Genomic DNA, 20,645 nt, shown 5'->3' with positions numbered 1-20,645 from the left:
CCGAACTAAAAATCTATAATCAGGAAATCAATAAAAGAAGAATTGGAATTGAGCATGTATTTGGCAGTTTGAAAACCTTCAAAATTCTTGCTGAGCGATATCGCAATCGAGGCAAAAGACTAGCATTGAGATTCAATCTAATTGCTGGAATTTATAACTTAGAGCTGAGTGAAAAATGACTTATGAAAGAAATCTATTAATTGATTATTAACTAAAATTGTTATAAAAAAGCTACACTTTTTTTCAGGATTTTATCCTTTAATTAAAAGCTTAAATTCTCAATAGAATTTAAGATTTTTTAATTAATAAAGATGTAATTAGAAGAACATAGTATGGGTTCACTGTTTAGTCACTTTCCGCAACATATTTTTCGTGCATATGACATTCGTGGGAAAATATCGCTCTTAAATGCTGATTTAGTTCAGTCAATTGCTTGTGGCTTAGTCAAACAATATTTAGATGTAGGGCAAAAGAGACTTGCTATTGGCTATGATGCGCGTTTAACCAGTCCAACCTATGCAAAAATAATTCAAAAAGTCTGCCATGAGGCTGGCCTTGAAGCGGAAATTATTGGCTGCTGCTCAAGCCCGATGTTGTATTTTATTGCGGGACAATTTCAAGGCAATGGCATTATGGTGACGGCGAGTCATAATCCAAAATCAGATAATGGTATCAAGTGGATTATCAAAGGTGAGCCACCTTGTCCAGAGATGATTCAACACGTTGCAGTCGAAGCACAAAATTGTTTTTCATCGGAACGTGTGCATTTGATGACTGAACTTGAGCCACACGAAATCAAGCCTGAATATTGTTTGGCTTATCAGAAATTTATTTTAGATGACATTCATTTACAGCAACCGCTTAAAGTGGTGATCGATGGCATGCATGGTTCAGCTGGGCATTGTGCAGCCTTATTATTAAATAAATTAGGCTGTGAAGTTTTGGCATTACGTTGCCAAGCTGATGGACATTTCCCTGATCATGCTCCAGATCCATCACAGCTCAAACATTTAACCCATCTCCGCCAAGCCATACAGCTACAAAAAGCCGATATTGGCATTGCTTTAGATGGTGATGGTGATCGTTTAGTGCTGATTGATGAGACTGGCAAAGTCGTTTCTGCAGATCGATTATTGTGTTTATTTGCTGAAATTTGTTTGACTCAAAAACCACATGCAGAGGTGGTATTTGATGTGAAATGTTCAACAATGATTCGGGATACCGTGTCTGATCTAGATGCGCAGCCTGTCATGATTCGAACGGGCAGTAGTTTCTTGCGAAAATATATTTCCCAATCTAAAGGCAAAGCGGTTTTTGGTGGTGAATACGCAGGGCATTATGTTTTTAATGACGGTCGTGGTGGTGGCTATGACGACGGTCTATATGCTGCCTTAAGGGTCTTAGAATATATTCAAACTCAGGGGCTGACATTGTCAGAAGCTTTGGCGAAATATCCAGAGCGCTTTAGTACCGAAGATTTATATGTCAGTACGCATCAGCATGATCCAGCGGAAGTTTTAAAGCAGGTTGAAGCCAATTCTACGCGAATTCTGGCACAAATCAGTAAAATTGATGGAATACGCCTTGATTTTGATGATGGATTTGGCATCATTCGAGCATCGAATACAGGTGAGTATTTCACTTTACGCTTTGATGCCAACTCATCAGCACGCTTAAAAGAAATACGAGATCTGTTTGTTTCCATGTTAGTTGAGCACTATCCAGACATTGCTCATGACATTCCAGATGCTCAATAAGGAGAGGCAAATGCCACATCAACATACTGGCATCGACAAAGCACAAATCCTGACGGAAGCTTTGCCGTATATTCAACGTTTTGCGGGTAAGACGCTGGTAGTGAAGTATGGTGGTAATGCCATGACCGATCCTGAGCTTGAGAGCTCATTTGCACGTGATATCGTGCTGCTGAAAACGGTTGGTTTAAATCCGATTGTGGTTCATGGCGGTGGTCCACAAGTGGATTCATTCCTCAAACAATTAGGCCGTGAGTCTGATCGTATCGACGGTATGCGCGTGACTGATCCTGCAACGATGGAAGTTGTCGAGATGGTCTTGGGCGGCAGCGTGAACAAATCGATTGTGAACTTAATCAATAAACACGGTGGCCGTGCAATTGGTTTAACGGGTAAAGATGGTAATTTGATCCGTGCGCAAAAATTATTGATGGAAAAAACAGCCGAAGATGGTTCAGTAAAACAGATTGATTTAGGTCTAGTTGGCGAAGTGGTTGGTGTGAAAACTGACGTACTTGAAATGTTTACCCAAAGCGATTTTATTCCTGTGATTGCACCATTAGGTGTAGACGAAGACGGCAACACCTATAACATCAATGCTGACTTGGTTGCAGGTAAAGTGGCTGAAGCATTGGGTGCGGAAAAGCTAATTTTATTGACCAATATCACGGGTGTTTTAGACGAAAATAAAAATCTGCTGACTGGGTTAACCACCCAAGAAGTCGATCGTTTGATTGAAACTGGCGTGATCTATGGCGGCATGATTCCGAAAGTTGGCTGTGCATTAGATGCAGTCAAAGGCGGCGTAATCAGCGCACATATTGTTGATGGTCGTGTACCTCATGCAACATTACTTGAAATCTTTACGGATCATGGTGTGGGTACATTAATCACCAATCGAACCAATGTGAAAAAAGCTTAAGATACTTAGCATTTTTTGATATAAAAAAGCCTCTTTTGAGGCTTTTTTATTATTTATCAGTTGGCTAAGTAACTTTTGAAAAGATCAAATAATGTATTTGCCCTGTTGGATTATAAAAACTCTTACAATGGCGCCGATTTTAGATTTACAACAACTAAAACTGTCATGCACAATAGAGAAATCATAGATTTACTGCTGAAATGATCGATATGTGCCAGCTGCTCGGAATGAATTGTGCGACTCCTACCGATATAACTTTTTCGTTTCGGGGATTTTCGCAGCGAGCAGGAATTACCTCAGATCATTGTGATGGCTTTGGTATCGCTTTTTTTGAAGATAAAGCATGTCGTTTATTTGTCGACAATCAATCTGCTGTAGAGTCTCCGATTGCTGAGCTGATCCGAAACTACCCGATTAAATCTCGCAATGTGATTGCACACATTCGTAAAGCGACACAAGGCAAAATTAATCTTGAAAACTCACATCCATTTAGTCGTGAATTGTGGGGCAGACAGTGGATTTTTGCACATAATGGCGACCTACATGGCTTTCAGCCTGAGCTCACAGGGCGCTTCACTCCCGTCGGCAATACCGACAGTGAATTGGCCTTTTGCTATTTGCTCGAGCAAATGGTGAAACGTTTTGGTTATACCGAACCAACACTCGATCAGGTGTTTGATCTGCTATTGGAAATTTCTCCGCAAATTGCAGAACATGGCACCTTTAATTTTTGTTTGTCGAATGGGCAGGCGCTATTTAGTTATGCGATTACCAAGCTGCATTGGCTGGTTCGAGAGTTCCCATTTCAACCTGCACAGTTGATTGATATTGATGTTGAAGTTGATTTTAGTGAAGTCACCACGCCTGAAGACCGTGTTGCCGTGATTACCACTGAACCCCTAACGCAAAATGAAGTTTGGACAGCATTTGAGCCGGGTGAAATGATTTTATTTCAACATGGTCGTCCAATTCGTGCTGCAAAGACGGTTGTTGAACGTTTAGAACGTGAGCGGCTGGACCCATCTTTAAAACGTGTCACACGTGCAGATCAGTATTAATTTTGAATGAAAGATATTCATTATAAAAATGAATATCTTACACTTTATTGAATTAAGGGTGTTTTCTAAGATATTGAATTGATTAAAAAATATCTTAGCTTTATACTCGGGATTAAATAAATTAACATAATAAAAACAATTGATTACAATGTAAATGGCAGTATTTCAATTAAAACCAACCTTTTTACTTCATTTTTATTTAAGTTCTTTAATTATATGATGAAATTTACGTGATAAGTCCTTCATATTTATAGGTGGTCGTAATGAAAATGAAATGGGTTCCAGAATACAATACTGGTATCGATGTGATTGACGATCAACACAAACGGATTCTTGACTACATCAATGAAATTGATGGCATTGACGCAAATACAGATCGTGATCGTGTAAAACAAATTCTGGAAAACATTATTGATTACACGCAATCACATTTTACCTTCGAAGAATCTTTACAAGAAGAAGCGGGTTATAAATATCGTGTGCCACATAAACGCGTACATGATTTATTTATTAAAAAAATTGAATCTTACCGTGACCGTTTTGAAATGGGGCATGCGATTGAAAATGAATTACATGAAGTGCTTTCAAAATGGCTGATTAACCATATTCAGCACGATGATGCTGATTATGTCGGTGCGGTTAAAGAAAATATGATGGGTATCATCAAAGAAAAAGAAAAGAAAAAAGGCAAAAATTGGTTTGCACGTTTCTTTTCATAACCTCAAAAAATGAAATAAAAACAATTAAATTCTAATAATATCATTTGCGCAGCAAATCACCTTTAAGGTGATTTGCTTTTTGTTTTTGATTTTCAAGGCACAGCAAGGCAAAATAGCGCTAGAATTTTCAAAGGAATTTGTCATGCAGGACAATGCGATGTCGAAATGGTTATCGCCACTGATGGCGTTCTGTTTATCTTTTATCATTATTGCAACTTTAGCACCGGTAACAGGTATTCAAATTGAACGTCAGCTAGATTTCTGGCTGTTGTGGCTAGGTACAATGCTTATTTTAGCTTTACCGCTATGTTATTTGGAAATTGCTTTAGCAAAACGTTCAAAAATTACAGCAGTTCAAGCACTGTCTTCGCTAACACGTGATGCGGATGCTTCACCCAAATGGCGTATAGTCGGTTGGCTTGCCGTAGTATTTATTCCATTTTTAGCAGGTGCCATGCTTTCAGCCGCGTCGCAATATGTGGCAATTTTTACAGCTAATGGCTTTGCCTATAGCATTATTTTGGCTGTCCTTGCGGTCATTGCATTTGCATTGTCGTTTGTACCACGCCAATTTTTAGTGATTTTGACCGCTATTGGTGTGATTGCTGCAGTAGTCTTAGCGAATGTTATGGGAACTGCCTTACCAGAGTGGAAAATGACTGCGCTCGAATTTAGTGAGTGGGGCAATGCAACTGTCTTGGCGCTCGTAGCAAGTGGTTTGGGGATGGGCTTGTATTGGCAGTCAAGTTTACCAGCCGTGAAGCAACAAGAGATTGCAAGCAAAACGGTATTTCCGATTTGGATCGCTCAACTTTTGGCAGTGGTTGCTTTTGCCTTTTTCGCAGCAAAAGCACAAGTATCTGCTTTAGCACTGGTTGTGGGTTTAGTCGCAGCTTCAGCATTGCTGATTCAAATGGCACGTGAACAATTACAACAACGCCAATTGGCCATAGTGGTGCAATGGGCGATTTTATTGGTTGCGGTTTTTGTATGGGCACTGAGCACTGTTGTTCCAGTATTTAATATTGCCTTGTTGATTTGGGGCTTAATTATTTGTCTGATTTATGCGATTTTCGCAGGTTGGATTATGAAGATTAGTCATCTACGTAAGTCAATGAACTTCAGTCATGAAACCTTTTATAATATTTGGCGTATTGCTGTACGTATCGTAGTGCCCTTGTCAATAATATTGGCATTGGTGGCTGTGATTGGGCAGTTATTCTAATGACAGCTCAGTTACAAGTGTGGGTGGCTTATGCGAGCGTGGAACAGCAGATATTAATTCCCCTAATCTTTAATCCCGGTATGACGGTTGAAGATGCTATTGTGCAAAGTGGCATTCGAAAACAAGTAGATTTACCAGAAGTATTAACACTAGGAATCTTCGGGGCGCGTGTAAGCGATTCATCTCAGTTACTTGAAGCAGGTGATCGTGTCGAAATCTATCGTGCATTAACCATTAATCCGAAAGATATTCGTCGTAATCGCGCCAAGAAAAATCCCGTTGGTCGTTATTGTCGAGGCAATCGTTTCAAACAATTGTACTTATAAAAAAAACCCCTAAATTTAGGGGTTTATTTTTATCTGAAAGCGACTATAGTGGTGGCGCAGTTAAAATCGCTTCTTTAGAACCTGGTAAGCCAGGTTGAGACTCTGGAATGGTTTCTAAGCCTTCAATTTTTTGAACGATACCGTTTTGGTCAAAGAAGATTTTTAAGTGTTGACCATGTGCAGCAGGAATCTTGGCTTTTTTAGCATATGTTCCTGGGGTATACTTATAAATGTAGTCCCAACGTAACGGATTCATTGGATCGGCAACAGTTGGACTACCTAGCAAAAAGCGAACTTGTTGGTGGCTCATTCCCACTTGAATTTTAGCCGCTTGTGCTTGAGTTAAAGGTGTACCTTGTGGAATATCAACTTTATAAACGCCCAAGGTTGAACAGCCTACGAGCAATGAAGTGACGAATAACGTCAGCATGATTTTTTGCATTTTGCTAAACTATCCCAAATTAATTATGATGCATTTGATCCAAGGATAGATCATACTGCATCTAAACTTTGTTGCATATTCCAACTTTAATTTTGTTGAGAGACCTTTTTTCATGCCTATTTCAAATCAAGATTTACGTAAAGCTGGACTTAAAGTTACACTTCCACGAATTAAAATATTGGAATTGCTTGAAAATTCAAGACAACATCACTTAAGCGCAGAAGATATTTATAAGACTTTACTTGAACAAGGTGAAGATGTGGGTTTAGCAACTGTGTATCGCGTGTTAACACAGTTTGAAGCTGCAGGTATTATTCAACGCCATCATTTTGAAAACAATCATTCTGTTTTTGAGATTATGCAAGAAGATCACCATGACCATATTGTGTGTCAAAACTGCAATAAAGTGGTGGAATTTACTAATGATGTGATTGAGCATGAGCAACATCAAGTGGCAGAAAAATTTGGTTTCCAACTTACAGGTCACTCATTAAATCTTTATGGCTATTGTGATGCGCCTGAATGCCAAGAAGCATATCGTAAAAAATAATTCGATGCGGATGAGAATGAATAAAAAACAGACTTCATATGAAGTCTGTTTTTTATTTCCGAAAGCATCATGCAGAATTAATGTTGACCATCAAAGGTAATATTTGAATTTGCACGCAGTAAATGCTCACCGCCTTCTTCAGACAATTTAATTTGTAGACGCAGGTCGTTCGGTGAGTCGGCATGTTTTAGCGCATCTTTGTAGCTAATTTGCTTGGCTTTATAAAGGTCATATAAGGCTTGGTCAAAGGTTTGCATACCTAGTTCACGAGAACGCTTCATCAGGTCTTTAATTTCATGCACTTCACCCTTACGGATTAAGTCTGAAATTAAAGGTGAGTTGATCAAAATCTCAATGGCAGCACGACGTGAATTACCATCAATGGTTGGAATCAACTGCTGCGCAACCATTGCTTTTAAGTTCAAAGACAAGTCCATGAATAGCTGACTATGACGATCTGCTTCAAAGAAGTGAATGATACGATCGATGGCCTGGTTGGCGTTGTTGGCATGCAGTGTTGCAAAAACCAAGTGACCGGTTTCAGCAAAGGCAATCGCATAGTCCATAGTTTCTCGTGAACGAATCTCACCAATCAGAATCACGTCAGGTGCCTGACGTAGCGTATTTTTTAAGGCAACTTCGAAAGAGTCGGTATCAATACCCACTTCACGTTGGGTAATGATACAGCCTCGGTGTTGGTGTACAAATTCAATCGGGTCTTCAATGGTAATGATATGACCTTTGCTATTTTCATTACGATAGCCAATCAAAGATGCCAAAGAAGTTGATTTACCTGTACCTGTTGCACCTACGAAAATGATAATGCCACGCTTGGTCATCGCCAATTCTTTTAAAATGGGTGGTAATTTCAACTCATCCATCGTTGGAATAACGGTTTCGATACGACGCAGCACCATACCTGGCTGGTCACGTTGTTGAAAGGCGCTGACACGAAAACGAGCAGATTTACTGGTATTGCTAATGGCAAAGTTACATTCGCGCGTATCGGCAAATTCCTTACGCTGTTTGTCAGACATAATCGAATGTAAGATTTGACCGACAGTCGGGCCCGGTAACTTAGTCGAGCCAATTGGCAAAATTTGCCCATTGATCTTAATCGAGGGTTCAACATCGGCTGTAATAAACAAATCCGATGCCTTTTTCTCCACCATATAATCAAGTAAGCCGTTAAAATCCATAACGATCGCCCCAGAAAAATAAAAAAATTACAAGAAAGATTCGGGTTGTTTCGCTGCAGTCCGTGCAGTTTGCGTACTAATAATGCCTTTTGCGACAAGGTTTTTTAAGCTTTGATCGAGTGTGGTCATACCGTAGTTGGCACCCGTTTGAATCGCTGAATACATTTGCGCAACTTTGTTTTCACGAATCAAGTTACGGATCGCAGGAATACCAATCATAATTTCATGCGCAGCCACACGACCGCCACCATTTTTCTTGAGTAGGGTTTGTGAAATTACGGCTTGAAGTGATTCAGATAACATGGCACGAACCATGTCTTTTTCTTCAGCAGGGAATACGTCAATCACACGGTCAATGGTTTTTGCCGCAGAGGTGGTATGTAGAGTACCGAAGACCAAGTGACCTGTTTCAGCGGCTGTCAGTGCCAAACGAATGGTTTCAAGGTCACGCATCTCACCGACTAAGATAATATCCGGGTCTTCACGCAGTGCGGAACGAAGTGCTTCGTTAAAGCCGTGGGTATCACGGTGTACTTCACGTTGGTTGACCAAACATTTTTTAGATTCGTGTACAAATTCGATCGGGTCTTCGACCGTTAGAATATGGTCATATCGGTTGTCGTTAATGTAATCGACCATCGCAGCAAGCGTGGTTGATTTACCCGAACCCGTTGGACCGGTCACCAGTACGATGCCACGTGGATATTCACAAATATCTTTAAAGATTTGGCCCATGCCAAGATCTTCAATGGTTAATACTTTTGAAGGAATGGTACGGAAAACGGCACCAGCACCACGGTTTTGGTTAAATGCGTTCACACGGAAACGTGCCACACCAGGGACTTCAAATGAAAAGTCAGTTTCTAATTTTTCTTCGTAATCACGACGCTGTTTATCGTTCATGATGTCGTAAACCAATTTGTGTACTTCTTTGTGTTCAAGAGCAGGAAGGTTGATACGACGAACTTCACCATCCACACGAATCATTGGTGGCATACCAGAAGATAAATGTAAATCCGAAGCGTTATTTTTGGCAGCAAAGGCCAATAGTTCTGTAATGTCCATAAAATCCCCGAGATAAAAATTAAATCTTAATTATTTTGATAGAATAATAAGGCTTTCCCACAGCTTAACCAACACTTAGTTGAAGGGCAATGCAAAAAAAGATGAATGAAATGAGAACCTCGTCAATGAATAAACTTCAAGAAGCACGAAATCAAGTCTTGCAGCAAATTGAGCAGGCTTGCCAACTTGCGGGTCGACCACAGCAATCGGTTGAATTGTTGGCTGTATCTAAGACGCATCCTGCTGAAATGCTAAGAGAAATGTATGCAACGGGGCAACGCTCATTTGGTGAAAATTATCTGCAAGAAGCGCTTGAAAAAATTGAGGCTTTGGCAGATTTAGAGATTGATTGGCATTTCATTGGTCATGTACAGCGCAATAAAACCAAACATTTGGCTTCAAACTTTGCTTGGGTGCATGGGGTAGACCGTTTGATTATTGCGGAGCGTTTATCAAGCCAGCGAGAAGCGACGCAAGCACCTTTGAATATTTGCCTACAAGTCAATATTGATGCGCAAGATACGAAGGATGGCTGTCAGCCGAATGAAGTAGCAGGTTTGGTCGCACAGATTTCTACGCTACCGAATTTACGCTTACGTGGACTGATGGTGATTCCTGCTCCAAACAATCCGCAAGCGTTTGCTGATGCCAAAATGCTCTTTGAACACGTCAAAGCACAGCATGCGAAACCTGAAGATTGGGATACATTAAGTATGGGGATGTCAGGCGATATGACTGATGCGATTGCTGCGGGTTCAACGATGGTTCGCGTGGGGACAGCATTGTTTGGCGCACGTGATTATTCAAAATAGGACAGAAGATTCAGCCTGCTTTCAAAAACTAGGCTTATAAAGTGTAAGCACAGCAGATAAATTTTCACAATAGATGAAACCTATGGGTTCAAAGTGAGCCTTTTAATTTGAACTTTCCATTAAAGTTGAGTACAAAATAATCAGGATGTTTTTGATATTGAAGTAATTCACACTTGGACAAATAGGGAAGTTCATGACGGCATATTATCAGTTGATTCAACGCGACGTAGATGCGCAAGGCTGTGTCACGGCACATTACCATTCGACCAATTTAGCACAAGGTGCATGGAATGCACATGAGCAACACATGGCACCAGCTACAGGCATTATTTGTGCTGAATTAGACCGTTTTTCACCACGTCATGATATGCGTATCGGGCGCATTAGCCTCGATATTTTGGGCTTAATTCCTGCTGGCGAGTTTGAAATAATCACGCAAGTGATTCGTCCGGGAAAAACCATTGAACTGATTGAATCTGAAATGCGGGCTCAGGGCAAAACCTGCATTGTGGCACGCACTTGGCGCATGATGACGCAAAATAGCCAGTCCGTGAAAGGTTTGGAGGATGCTGATGTGACTGGGCCAGAAACTGCGCCGATTTGGGACGGTATCCGTCAGTGGCCGGGGGGATATATTCAGTCGATTGAAGCAAGAAGCCATGGGCGCCGTGCAGGTCAAGGCATTGTGTGGCTGAGAACACAGCATGACATGGTTGAAGGTGAGCCGACTGCTGATTTTGTCCGTTTAATGGGCATGGTTGATACCGCCAATGGTATTGTTCCGCGTCAGGATTGGCCATTTGGCTGGGGCTTTCCAAATCTGGATCTACAAATCCATTTGCACCGTTTACCACAGGGACAGTGGTTAGGTCTGGAAACCGTGCAGCAGTATGGAGCGGATGGTGTTGGTTTGAGTAGTTCTGTATTGCATGATGTCCATGGCCCATTTGGGCGTAGTGAACAGATTTTAACGCTACGTCCACTCGGGACGTAGCGAGCTAGAGAAGCAAAAATTATACAGCCTGCTTTAAGCAGGCTTTTTTTAAGATACGATTTGGATGGTGCTTGCACCTGCTCCGACAGGATTGACTTGAATTTGCACAGGGATTCGTTCGTGCATTTCTTGAATATGCGAGATCAATACTACTTTACGGCCTTGGTTTTGCAACTGATCTAGAGCATTCATGACCATGTGTAGACTTGAGGCATCTAGCGTGCCAAATCCTTCGTCAATAAATAGGCTTTCGATTTTCGTTGTTCCTGATGCCATGCTTGCAATGGCTAAGGATAAAGCGAGTGCTGTTAAGAACGACTCACCACCTGAAAGCGAAGAGACAGAGCGAGTTTCGCCATCCATGTCATGATCGATAATGGCTAGACTTAAGGAATTTTCAAGGCGCTTTAAGGTATAGCGCTGTGAAAGTATCGCCAATTGCTGGTTAGCATACTCGATTAAAATATCAAGGTTATATTGCTGCGCCAAATCACGGAACTTCTTGCCCGTTGCATCGCCCATTAAGCTCGAAATTTTATTCCAACGATGTTCTTCAGATTGGATCTGTTGAATCTGATCGGCAAATTGTTTTTGTTTGCTGAGGTTAGAAAAATGAACATCTAACTTACTTTTAAGTTGATCTCTAAGTTCTTGCTGTTCTGCAAGGGCTTTAAGATTTAGTGCAATGACACGCTCGATTTGTAAAATTTGTATTTCAGGCTGTGTTTTTAAATGCTGTTTCAACGTTTCTTGAATAGCCTGAATACCTGCTTGAGCATCTGAATAGGCACGTTCTGCATTTAAAACACGCTGTTTAAGCTGCTGTTCTTGTTCATATGAAATTGCACTAAGTTGCGCTAACAGCGTTTCACTAAATTCTGAATTTTGGCTCATCCATTGTTGAAGCGTATTTTCAACATGCCTCATTTGAGTGACTAATTGTGTTTGCTGGGTGAGGTATTCTTTTAAGCGACTTTGACTGGTTTCAAAGGCTTGACGTACTTGATCGAATGTTTGACGAGCCTGATTGAATCTCGTCTGTAACAGTTGTCTGTTTTGGTCAAAATCATTTAACCAATCATGTGGTTTTTCAACTTGTGTTTGGGTCATCTCAAAAATAGTTTGAATCGCAATATCACTATTTTTTTTGCCCTCAATTGTTAAATTTTCAATTAGATTTTGAGCCGTTTGAATTTTTTCCTGACTAAATTTAATTTGTTGCTGATAGTGCTCAAGCTGTTGTGAAGTTTGATTATATTGAGTATTTAACTCGTGGCGTTGCTTTAAGTAATTTTGACGTTGTTGTAGTGTGTGATAAATCTGTTCAGCCGCGCTTAAAGTCGACTGTTCCCATAATTTTTTTTCTACGTCATTCAACACAATGAGAATATGCTGAATATTGATTTCAGCTTGTTGCACACTGGATAAGTGCTGTGTGGTTTGTTGAATTGAAGTTATGAGTGCATGACTTTGTTTTTGAGCATTTTCATGTGAAATTAAGGCATCTTCAGTTTGTTTTTGCGCTTGTTGTGATTCATTGATTCTTGTCTGAATCAGTTGCGCCAAGGCTTCATGCTGATGTGAAAAATCAAAAGAAATATTTAGAATATTTAATTGTTGTTGAAGCGCATTTTTTGCCTGATCAAGTTGTATTTTTAAGGTCGCTAGCTGTTGCGCATTGGCATCCATTAACGCGGTTTGCTGAGTGGAGGTGGTTTGTAATTTTTGCCAAGCTTCGAAAGCCACTTTTTCCAATGCAAGTGCTTGTTGTTCTTGTTGCGTTTGTAGTTTCAGTAATTCATCAGAAAAAGCTTCTTTTTCTGAATAAGGATGATGGGTACTTCCACAGACTAAACACGCTTCGCCATCGACCAAATCTGCACGCAATTTTTCAATATTTTCCGTATTCAGTAAGCGCTGTTGTTGCAACATGTGTTGCAGTTTTTCACGCTCATTTTTCTGCGTTTGATAGGTAAGTTCGGCCGTTTTTAGCTGCGTATGACTTTGTTTAATTTGCTGAGCTAGTGTACGTTTCACCGTCATGAGATTGTTGTTTTCAGCATCAATATTTTGGAAGCTTTGCCATTGTTGCTGAACAACATTGAGCTGATTTAATTTTTGTAAAAGCTGGTCACGTTCGTAACGTAGTGATGAAATTTTCTGATTGAGCGCATCTTCTTGCCCAAATGTTTGCGTTAATTTTTCAAGTTGTTTTTGTTGTGTCTGTAATTGTGTATTGGCTTGTTGCACATTGCCATAATTTTTTTCAAATTGTGCATAACTTTGAATAAATCGTTGAGTCTGTGTGATATGCGCTGAAAGTGCATCATCGAGTGAGGCAAAGTGATTTGAACTTTCTAGCTGTGCCGTGTGTTGAGCAATATTGGTTTGCAGTTGCTCAAGCTGTTCCTTCATCTGTTTTTCATTGTTGATATGCGGAACAAGTTGGTTTTCAATCTCTTTAAAATCACCTTGCGCTTTGCGTAATTGATCTACCAATACAAGACGTTCAGCAATCCGGTCACGCACCAGTTTAATTTTGTCTTGATGTTGAATCTCAAATTGATGCTGTTGTTTTTGTTCTGTATCTATTTTTTCAAAGATGGTTTTTTCAGCATTGAATTGTTGTTCAATCTCTGAAAAATGCTGTTGTGCATGTGTCAATTGCGGCTGTAATTGTGCAATTTCAAGCTTGATATTTTTTTGTTGAATTACACTTGGGCGTATAGATGAAAAGCGTTCAAGTTGTTGCAGTTGTAGCTTTTCAGGCGCAAGTGCATCAAGTTGTTGTTGCTGATTTTGTAGTTGTTGCTGACGTGCTTGCACATCAGTTTCGTATTTTTGCTTTTGTTCATACCACTGTTGATTTTTTTCGAACGCTGATTTTTCTATTTCCAGCTTTTTATATTCTGTAGAAACCGTATTGAATTGATTCGTGGTTGTTATTAGATCTTCATCAGACAATATTTCAATATGTCCTAAAACATTTTCCAGCTCTTTACGCTGATTGGCAATTTGCTTGGTTTTTTCAAAGGCCAATTGACCAATTTTCCCGAAAATACTGGAATTGGTTAGATACTCCAATAGCTCGCCACGTTCATTATCACGCGCTTTTAAAAAAGCGGTCACTTCTGACTGAGCCAGTAAAACGGCACGGGTGAACTGTTCAAAACTGAGTTGAGTAATGCGTAAAATTTGGCTCTCAACCGCTTTGGTTTTATCTGCAACGACACTGCCATCCGTTAAGCATTTCAGTGAACGCTGTACGCTTTGCAATTTGCCATTTGGGTTTTCACGGGCACGTTTAATTTCCCAACGCGCTGAATAGACTTTTTGGTCTTGGGCAACAAAGCTGAGCTCGGCAAAGCCTTGACCTGTGCCACGGCGTAATACGGTTTGCGGTGAGTTGGTTGGCAACTCTGAACCATCGATATCGATCAGTTTACCATCGCTGTCTTTTAAACGTGGCACACGATTAAACAGCGCCAAACACATGGCATCTAAAATGGTTGATTTACCTGCACCAGTTTTGCCAATAATTGCTACTAAGCCTGCACTGGCTAAAGGCTCAGATTCAAAATCAATAAAATGTTCACCCGCTAAAGATGCCAAGTTTTTAATGCGTATAGATAAAATTTTCATGGCAATTCCTTAAGTGTTCGCATCATCTTCAAGTGATTTTTGTGCTTCATCGACCAAACTTAAAAAATCTTTCATTACGGTGTCATCAGCACCATAGCCTTGTTTTTCCCAAAGGTTTTGGAATAATTTTTCAGGCGTAGGTGGATCAAGGTTGATTGCGGCTTGTTGCTGATTATTTTGATCTGAGTTTAAATAACGGCGGCTGATGCGCACCAACCGATAACGGTTCGGCGCTAAAGCCTCTTCAAACTGCTGTCTTAAATTAGGTGCAGGCGGGGTGTCGGTATGGTATTCAATTTCGACATATTCACGCTGATCAATATCTTCAATTTCACCGCTCGCCAAAGCAGATAATTGTGCCAAAACTTCTGGAATTGTGCCTTTGATGCGATGCAATTGCACACTGCGCGGAATTGCTAAGGACCCCATTTGAAAGCGTGATTCATCTGTTTGAGTTGGATCAATACTGATCTCAAGCACTTGGTGCTTATAATTAATTTCACTAAATGACAGGGGAATCGGTGAGCCGCTATAACGGATATGAGCCTGTCCGACTTTTTGCGGTTTATGCAAATGTCCAAGTGCCACATAGTCAATTACATCATTAAACAGTGCAGTTGAAAGCGCTTCTTCATTGCCAATAATAATCGGTCGTTCTGAGTCCGAGGTTTCACCGCCTTGCATGTGGGCATGTGACATTAAAATTAAGGCTTGATCTGAGGTTTTACGAGATTTGGCTTCCGCAATTAATTGCTGATGCACATAGGCAATGGCGTTTTGGCTATTGGTGGTTTGATCATTAAAACCGGTAATCTCGGCAGCACGTAGAAAAGGTAAAGTCAGGCACCATGCCACTACATTTTTGTGTTCATCATAAATAGGTACCAGCAGTCGGTCTAAATCGAGCTGACCTAAGCTATTTTTATGGACCACGCCAACTGCTTTGGCATGGTATTTTTCTAATAAGGGTTCAACTTGCTCAATACGGTAACCTGAGTCATGGTTGCCTGCGATCATCAGGGTTTGCATGTGCGGAGCACGCTCATGTGCATCTGCTAGAAACTGATACAACTGTTTTTGCGCTCTGGAAGCGGGGTTGATCACATCAAAAACATCGCCTGCTATCAGCAGGGCATGTGGTTGTTTTTGTGCTATTTGTTCAAGCAGCCAATTGAGAAACTGTTCATGTTCGTAGTCACGCGAATGGTTATAGAAAAATTGTCCTAAATGCCAATCTGAAGTATGAAAAAAACGAACAGTCATGCAAGCACCAAAAAATCAAAAAATTGATTGGGCTATAAAGTATCACAGATGGTTATGTTTACGAGGGAGATTAATCATTCATTAGTCCAACTAAGTCGTTTTCGACAGTTACAAAGTATCCAATCTAAACTATGCCATAACTGCATTAATGTGCATTTGCATCTACTTGCAGGAGGCAAAAAGTATTATGGGTTGGATCTATGAAATAGCCTTGCCAGTATTATCCAAGTATCACAAATTTTTCTATAGCAATTTGGCCATCTTGTACCAGATTTTTCTTAGTGATTTGGTCGAAATCTTTAACTTCAAAACTACGAGTAAATGTATTGGTAATGCAATGCATCGGTGGAGTCTGTACAGAGCATTCTAAGAGGTCACCATGAAGTCTGGGGTTACTGATTAGGGAATCCTGTAACTCGTGTAAATGACCAACCAAAAACGGCAGAATAATAGACAACTTCACGCTTGGTATCAGAACTTTGAATTTCAAAATAGTAGGCTGGTTCATTGTTGTTATATTTTCTTTGAAGGATTATACGTTTCAAATAGTAGAGATCTGAAATTAGGTTAAAAAATACCAAGAACTAGGAATATAAAATGTTGTTCTAATCCTGTATATAGATCAATTGTTGTACAGTAGGTGTATTACCTGCATTTGGGGTAGCAGGAGATGCAACATGCCAAATAATCCTTTTGATGAAGAAAAACTTGCAAATAGTATGGTGTATAAGACTTTATTAGAGTCTACATTAGCCATTCCTTGGTGTATTGATTGGGACAGTAAAACATTTAGTTATATTGGACCGCAAATTGAAAAGTTGCTCGGTTGGAAACAAAGTAGTTGGAAAACGGTAGATGATTGGGCATCACGTATGCACGACGAAGACCGTAATTATGTACTGAATTATTGTGTTTCACAGTCTATGGCTGGTATAGATCATGAAGCAGATTATCGTGCACTTAAAGAAGATGGTTCATATCTTTGGATACGTGATGTTGTTCATGTCGTGCGTAAACCAAATGGTGATGTAGATTGTCTTGTCGGCTTTATGTTTGATATTTCCGAGCGGAAAAAACAAGAAGAACAGCTACAAAAATTGCAACGTCAGCTCGAAGAATATTCATATAAAGATGGCTTAACCGGTATTGCCAATCGACGTTTGTTTGATGACTTTTATCAACGCGAATGGTTGAACGCGATACGCACACAAAAGCCACTGAGTTTAATTCTGATCGATTTGGATTATTTTAAACAATACAACGACTTGAATGGTCATGTGATTGGGGATACATGTCTGCGTCAAATTGCGAAAAGTTTGGAATCTTGTTGTACACGACCTCGTGATTTAGTCGCGCGTTTTGGTGGTGAGGAATTTGCTTGGATTTTACCAGAAACCAATGAGGCAGCAGCAGCAGTGATGGCCGATAGAATTATGGAGGCCGTGCGTGCTGCACGATTACCGCATAAAGCCTCTGCAGTGTCGGAACTCGTCACACTCAGCATGGGGGTAAAAACCATTATTCCTTCAGATCTGGATAATCCAATGCAATTTCTGGATCAAGTTGATAAAAACCTCTATGTAGCCAAAAGACAGGGGCGTAATCGCTACTGTGCTGCATAACATAGATTTGCAGTTGTGACTTATTTTAAACTTGCATAAAATTTTCAGTCAGTCGATATTTTATCGGCTGATTTTTTTGGGGTGTAGAATATAAGAATAAAATTCGATGCTAAATGCATGAGGCACAAAATAAAAGACCGACGATTCGAGTGATGATGAAATCGTCGGTCAAAAAATCGATTTTAAATTTAAGTGATGGCTGCTGTTCATACTTAAATTCAAAATGAAGCTTATTGCTTTTAAAAAGGTCACCGAAACATTGTGGATGCCGTCCAAATCATCGGTTGCTACAGACCTTGTACCCTATATAACGTAGCTGATTACAGATTGGTTGACATGAAAATGAAAAAAAATGCATTTTTTTTTATACTAGGTGTCAACTTCTTCTTGGGTTAGGGTCATGGTGTCTTTAACACGTTATTTTTTATTGTTTTTTTTCATTTGTTTAATCATGACCTGTATTTGCGGTGTGATCGCAGCATTATTGCCACAGGGTGTGGGTGGTATTTTAACGGTCGTACCCTATCTGATTGCCATGATCGTGGTGTTATTTCGGTTTTTAAATAAAAATCAGAGAGCACCGACACAGGCAGAACGTAAAAAATTTACCCTAGGTTTTAGCCTGATTTTTTGGTTATATAATTTTGGTTTTGTACTTTTGGGTATCGCAATTTTTTCAAGAAAAGATCCTGAAATTTGGCAAAATTTAATGCTCTATGTTCAACATCCTCAGTTTATGAGTTTAATGGTGATCATGTTATTACTGATGGCTATCCCTTTGTATTTAATCACCTATTGGTTTTATGGTCCGCAAGCACAGCGGATGGCTTCTCAAAAGTTTGGCGCATAAAGCTTGATCATCTGGTGATCTTGTTCTATAGATAATAGTATTATTTCATATAGATAAGAACAAATTATGCATCAGCCCACAGTACTGATGACGGGTGGCAGCGGTTTTATTGGCACACATCTCATCAAGGCACTTTTAGCTGCGGATTATAAAGTGATTGGGCTCAGTCGTAAGGCTGGGCGTATTTCTAAATCACCACATTTAACTTGGGTACAGCAGCTCGATCAAATTCCTCATGACAGAATTGATTATGTGATTAATCTTGCAGGTGAAAGTATCGGCAAAGGTCGCTGGACAGAGACGCGTAAACAGCAATTATTAGAAAGTCGGGTCAAAACCACAGAAGCGCTGTATCAATATTTACGTAAACGTAAAATTTTTCCGAAATGCATTATTTCAGGTTCGGCTGTTGGCTATTATGGTATTGATATTGAAGAACAATGGACAAAAGTGTGCGATGAAAATGCTGCACCACAAGCCATTTTTATGTCAGAGCTATGCCAAAGTTGGGAGCAAGTCACACGCCAATTTCCTGAACAAAATACCATTATCACACGACTAGGTGTGGTCTTGGCTGAAGGTGGCGGAATCTTACCGCAAATGCTGCGACCGATTCAGCTCAATTTGGTCAACAAAATAGGTTCCGGTCGGCAGCCTTTTGTGTGGATACATATACAAGATGTGATCCGAAGTATGCTGTTTTTAATGAAACAAGCAGAGAAAAAACATGCATTGCTTGAACCCACGCCAATCGATCCGCATATTTTTAATTTAGTTGCGCCTGAAAAATCGACACAGGCTCAATTTGCGCAGATTGCAGCACGTCAATTAGCGAAAAAGCCGTGGCTCAATGTGCCTGCAATTGTTTTTAAAATTTTATTGGGTGAGCAATCGCAATTAATTTTAAATGGTCAACTGGTTCAGCCAGCTGCTTTATTACAGCAAGGCTTTGAGTTTAAATTTCCGACGTTAAAAGAAGCCTTGCAGGATTTATTGGCTTAGTTGAATTTGACCTATTGACCATTATTCGACGCTTAACAATGCATCTTGAAACAGGCGAGTTGGACTATAGTTGTCTGCATTGAATGAAGGCGTTTCCCCAGTCATCAGTTCAGCCAATAACTGAGCTGAAGCAGGTCCCATACATAAACCATTTCTAAAATGCCCAAAATTTGCCCATAGATTGTCGAAATTTGGCATCTGCCCAATATACGGAATCCCTTCAGGGGAAGATGGACGCAGGCCAGCCCAAGATTTCACAATCGGAAAGTTGGCAAGCTCTGGCACCATGTCAAAGCATGATTCTTGAATATGCTGCAAGGTTGTATTTGTTGTCTGAGTATCAAAGCCACATTGGCGCATACTTGAGCCGCAAACCACATGACCGTCTTGGCGTGGAATCAAGTACATGACTTTATTCATGCACATGGTCGGCAACCAGTTCTGCGGGGTTTTAAAGAGAAGCATTTGTCCCTGTACGGGTTGTACGGGTATCTCAATGTCCAGTTGTTCACTCCACGCGGCTGACCAAGCGCCCGTGGCAATAACGAATTGATCTGCTGTATGTTGTGTACCATCTGCGGTGGTGATGGACTGGATACGATTGTCCGTACGGTTTAATTGGTGGATCAGGCAATGCTCATAAATCTGAACTTTAGGATGCTGCTGTAAATAAGCCGTTAAAGACTGCAAAAGTCGCGGATTACGGATGTTGGCTAATTGTGAAAAATAAATGCCATGTGCAAAGCGTGCTGAAATGTGAGGATTAATCTGCTCAATTTGCTCGGATTGCAAATAATCCGCCTGTTGCATCGGGTCTTGGTGCAAACGGGCATAATCTAAGCCGATTTCAAAATCATCTTCGTCAAAAATCAACATGCCAGTTTCATGAATTTCAAAATCAATCCCAGTCATAGGTTTTAATTTTTCATTCCATTTTTGGTAGCTCTGCTTGCCATAACGTGCGAGCGCATTGACTTCATTGGGATATCGCCAAGGATACATCGGGGAGAGGATGCCACCACCGGCCCATGATGCAGCGGAACCTGTGCGTTGTTGGTCGAAAATCGTCACCGTACAACCACGTTCAACCAATTCCAATGCGGTGAGTAAACCACTTACACCCGCCCCAATAATGGCAATATTCATGTTCTTTTAACCGATGAATGTATGAGTTTGATCTTAACTTCAGCAACGCCGAAG

Annotated in this window: 19 protein-coding genes; 13 read left to right on the top strand and 6 right to left on the bottom strand. The window is 40.4% G+C overall.

Annotated features, from left to right (window positions below; genetic code table 11):
- From FTU65_RS10830 to FTU65_RS10800, 7 genes are all read left to right on the top strand, one after another.
- Positions 1-179 (top strand): transposase (locus FTU65_RS10830; RefSeq protein WP_180003507.1); only part of this gene is annotated, 179 nt, incomplete at its 5' end.
- Between the two features lie 153 nt (positions 180-332).
- Positions 333-1,757 carry a phosphomannomutase/phosphoglucomutase gene (locus FTU65_RS10825; RefSeq protein ID WP_180010023.1) on the top strand — a complete coding sequence of 475 codons (1,425 nt, stop codon included), beginning with the start codon at positions 333-335 and terminating at the stop codon, positions 1,755-1,757.
- Between the two features lie 10 nt (positions 1,758-1,767).
- Positions 1,768-2,676: an acetylglutamate kinase gene (gene argB / locus FTU65_RS10820; RefSeq protein ID WP_078190033.1), complete on the top strand. Its 909-nt coding sequence runs from the start codon at positions 1,768-1,770 to the stop codon at positions 2,674-2,676.
- Between the two features lie 209 nt (positions 2,677-2,885).
- On the top strand, positions 2,886-3,734 hold the full coding sequence (locus FTU65_RS10815) for a class II glutamine amidotransferase (protein WP_180010024.1): 849 nt from the start codon (positions 2,886-2,888) through the stop codon (positions 3,732-3,734).
- 263 nt (positions 3,735-3,997) lie between these two features.
- Positions 3,998-4,453 carry a bacteriohemerythrin gene (locus FTU65_RS10810; protein ID WP_078190032.1) on the top strand — a complete coding sequence of 152 codons (456 nt, stop codon included), beginning with the start codon at positions 3,998-4,000 and terminating at the stop codon, positions 4,451-4,453.
- Positions 4,454-4,595: 142 nt separating this feature from the next.
- Entirely contained in the window at positions 4,596-5,678 is a 1,083-nt protein-coding gene (locus FTU65_RS10805) for a hypothetical protein (protein ID WP_180004250.1), read from the top strand.
- Positions 5,678-6,004: an RnfH family protein gene (locus FTU65_RS10800; protein WP_180004252.1), complete on the top strand. Its 327-nt coding sequence runs from the start codon at positions 5,678-5,680 to the stop codon at positions 6,002-6,004. The genes FTU65_RS10805 and FTU65_RS10800 overlap by 1 nt, the downstream gene beginning before the upstream one ends.
- Before the next feature lie 43 nt (positions 6,005-6,047).
- Here the strand turns inward: FTU65_RS10800 and FTU65_RS10795 are convergent, their stop codons facing one another.
- Positions 6,048-6,446, bottom strand: coding sequence for an outer membrane protein assembly factor BamE (locus FTU65_RS10795; RefSeq protein WP_078193102.1), 399 nt, complete (start codon positions 6,444-6,446; stop codon positions 6,048-6,050).
- A gap of 112 nt (positions 6,447-6,558) precedes the next feature.
- Here FTU65_RS10795 and fur point away from each other — a divergent pair, with 112 nt between their 5' ends.
- A complete protein-coding gene (gene fur / locus FTU65_RS10790; RefSeq protein WP_078193101.1) occupies positions 6,559-6,996 on the top strand; it encodes a ferric iron uptake transcriptional regulator in 438 nt (145 codons plus the stop codon).
- Positions 6,997-7,073: 77 nt separating this feature from the next.
- Here the strand turns inward: fur and FTU65_RS10785 are convergent, their stop codons facing one another.
- Together FTU65_RS10785 and FTU65_RS10780 are read right to left on the bottom strand one after the other, a co-directional pair.
- Entirely contained in the window at positions 7,074-8,195 is a 1,122-nt protein-coding gene (locus tag FTU65_RS10785) for a PilT/PilU family type 4a pilus ATPase (RefSeq protein ID WP_168379063.1), read from the bottom strand.
- A gap of 27 nt (positions 8,196-8,222) precedes the next feature.
- A complete protein-coding gene (locus tag FTU65_RS10780) occupies positions 8,223-9,260 on the bottom strand; it encodes a type IV pilus twitching motility protein PilT (RefSeq protein ID WP_078190026.1) in 1,038 nt (345 codons plus the stop codon).
- Between the two features lie 125 nt (positions 9,261-9,385).
- Here FTU65_RS10780 and FTU65_RS10775 point away from each other — a divergent pair, with 125 nt between their 5' ends.
- Positions 9,386-10,072, top strand: coding sequence for a YggS family pyridoxal phosphate-dependent enzyme (locus tag FTU65_RS10775; protein WP_180040456.1), 687 nt, complete (start codon positions 9,386-9,388; stop codon positions 10,070-10,072).
- Between the two features lie 193 nt (positions 10,073-10,265).
- Positions 10,266-11,066, top strand: coding sequence for a thioesterase family protein (locus FTU65_RS10770; protein ID WP_078193098.1), 801 nt, complete (start codon positions 10,266-10,268; stop codon positions 11,064-11,066).
- A gap of 48 nt (positions 11,067-11,114) precedes the next feature.
- On the opposite strand, the gene FTU65_RS10765 is transcribed toward FTU65_RS10770, so the two are convergent.
- Positions 11,115-14,708 carry an AAA family ATPase gene (locus tag FTU65_RS10765; RefSeq protein WP_180026561.1) on the bottom strand — a complete coding sequence of 1,198 codons (3,594 nt, stop codon included), beginning with the start codon at positions 14,706-14,708 and terminating at the stop codon, positions 11,115-11,117.
- Positions 14,709-14,717: 9 nt separating this feature from the next.
- Positions 14,718-15,971 (bottom strand): exonuclease SbcCD subunit D C-terminal domain-containing protein, encoded by a 1,254-nt coding sequence (locus tag FTU65_RS10760; protein ID WP_180065297.1) that lies wholly within the window; start codon positions 15,969-15,971, stop codon positions 14,718-14,720.
- Between the two features lie 677 nt (positions 15,972-16,648).
- Here FTU65_RS10760 and FTU65_RS10755 point away from each other — a divergent pair.
- From FTU65_RS10755 to FTU65_RS10745, 3 genes are all read left to right on the top strand, one after another.
- Positions 16,649-17,593, top strand: a complete 945-nt coding sequence (locus FTU65_RS10755; RefSeq protein ID WP_180065298.1) for a GGDEF domain-containing protein — start codon at positions 16,649-16,651, stop codon at positions 17,591-17,593.
- Between the two features lie 400 nt (positions 17,594-17,993).
- On the top strand, positions 17,994-18,443 hold the full coding sequence (locus FTU65_RS10750) for an ABZJ_00895 family protein (protein ID WP_180065299.1): 450 nt from the start codon (positions 17,994-17,996) through the stop codon (positions 18,441-18,443).
- 66 nt (positions 18,444-18,509) lie between these two features.
- Positions 18,510-19,445, top strand: coding sequence for a TIGR01777 family oxidoreductase (locus FTU65_RS10745; protein ID WP_180065300.1), 936 nt, complete (start codon positions 18,510-18,512; stop codon positions 19,443-19,445).
- A gap of 21 nt (positions 19,446-19,466) precedes the next feature.
- Here the strand turns inward: FTU65_RS10745 and thiO are convergent, their stop codons facing one another.
- Positions 19,467-20,591 (bottom strand): glycine oxidase ThiO, encoded by a 1,125-nt coding sequence (gene thiO, locus FTU65_RS10740; protein ID WP_180050378.1) that lies wholly within the window; start codon positions 20,589-20,591, stop codon positions 19,467-19,469.
- Between the last annotated feature and the right edge of the window lie 54 nt (positions 20,592-20,645).

It is taken from the genome of Acinetobacter sp. YH12129, from assembly GCF_013418685.1.
GTDB classification, from domain to species: domain Bacteria; phylum Pseudomonadota; class Gammaproteobacteria; order Pseudomonadales; family Moraxellaceae; genus Acinetobacter; species Acinetobacter amyesii.
Note: the sequence above shows the minus strand (reverse complement) of the source record. Positions and strands in the feature narration are given on the sequence as shown.

Excerpts from the sequence above, each read along its gene's own strand:
- FTU65_RS10825 (WP_180010023.1), top strand. The coding sequence starts at position 333 with ATGGGTTCACTGTTTAGTCACTTTCCGCAACATATTTTTCGTGCATAT.
- argB (WP_078190033.1), top strand. The coding sequence starts at position 1,768 with ATGCCACATCAACATACTGGCATCGACAAAGCACAAATCCTGACGGAA.
- FTU65_RS10815 (WP_180010024.1), top strand. The coding sequence starts at position 2,886 with ATGTGCCAGCTGCTCGGAATGAATTGTGCGACTCCTACCGATATAACT.
- FTU65_RS10810 (WP_078190032.1), top strand. The coding sequence starts at position 3,998 with ATGAAAATGAAATGGGTTCCAGAATACAATACTGGTATCGATGTGATT.
- FTU65_RS10805 (WP_180004250.1), top strand. The coding sequence starts at position 4,596 with ATGCAGGACAATGCGATGTCGAAATGGTTATCGCCACTGATGGCGTTC.
- FTU65_RS10800 (WP_180004252.1), top strand. The coding sequence starts at position 5,678 with ATGACAGCTCAGTTACAAGTGTGGGTGGCTTATGCGAGCGTGGAACAG.
- FTU65_RS10795 (WP_078193102.1), bottom strand. The coding sequence starts at position 6,446 with ATGCAAAAAATCATGCTGACGTTATTCGTCACTTCATTGCTCGTAGGC.
- fur (WP_078193101.1), top strand. The coding sequence starts at position 6,559 with ATGCCTATTTCAAATCAAGATTTACGTAAAGCTGGACTTAAAGTTACA.
- FTU65_RS10785 (WP_168379063.1), bottom strand. The coding sequence starts at position 8,195 with ATGGATTTTAACGGCTTACTTGATTATATGGTGGAGAAAAAGGCATCG.
- FTU65_RS10780 (WP_078190026.1), bottom strand. The coding sequence starts at position 9,260 with ATGGACATTACAGAACTATTGGCCTTTGCTGCCAAAAATAACGCTTCG.
- FTU65_RS10775 (WP_180040456.1), top strand. The coding sequence starts at position 9,386 with ATGAATAAACTTCAAGAAGCACGAAATCAAGTCTTGCAGCAAATTGAG.
- FTU65_RS10770 (WP_078193098.1), top strand. The coding sequence starts at position 10,266 with ATGACGGCATATTATCAGTTGATTCAACGCGACGTAGATGCGCAAGGC.
- FTU65_RS10765 (WP_180026561.1), bottom strand. The coding sequence starts at position 14,708 with ATGAAAATTTTATCTATACGCATTAAAAACTTGGCATCTTTAGCGGGT.
- FTU65_RS10760 (WP_180065297.1), bottom strand. The coding sequence starts at position 15,971 with ATGACTGTTCGTTTTTTTCATACTTCAGATTGGCATTTAGGACAATTT.
- FTU65_RS10755 (WP_180065298.1), top strand. The coding sequence starts at position 16,649 with ATGCCAAATAATCCTTTTGATGAAGAAAAACTTGCAAATAGTATGGTG.
- FTU65_RS10750 (WP_180065299.1), top strand. The coding sequence starts at position 17,994 with ATGGTGTCTTTAACACGTTATTTTTTATTGTTTTTTTTCATTTGTTTA.
- FTU65_RS10745 (WP_180065300.1), top strand. The coding sequence starts at position 18,510 with ATGCATCAGCCCACAGTACTGATGACGGGTGGCAGCGGTTTTATTGGC.
- thiO (WP_180050378.1), bottom strand. The coding sequence starts at position 20,591 with ATGAATATTGCCATTATTGGGGCGGGTGTAAGTGGTTTACTCACCGCA.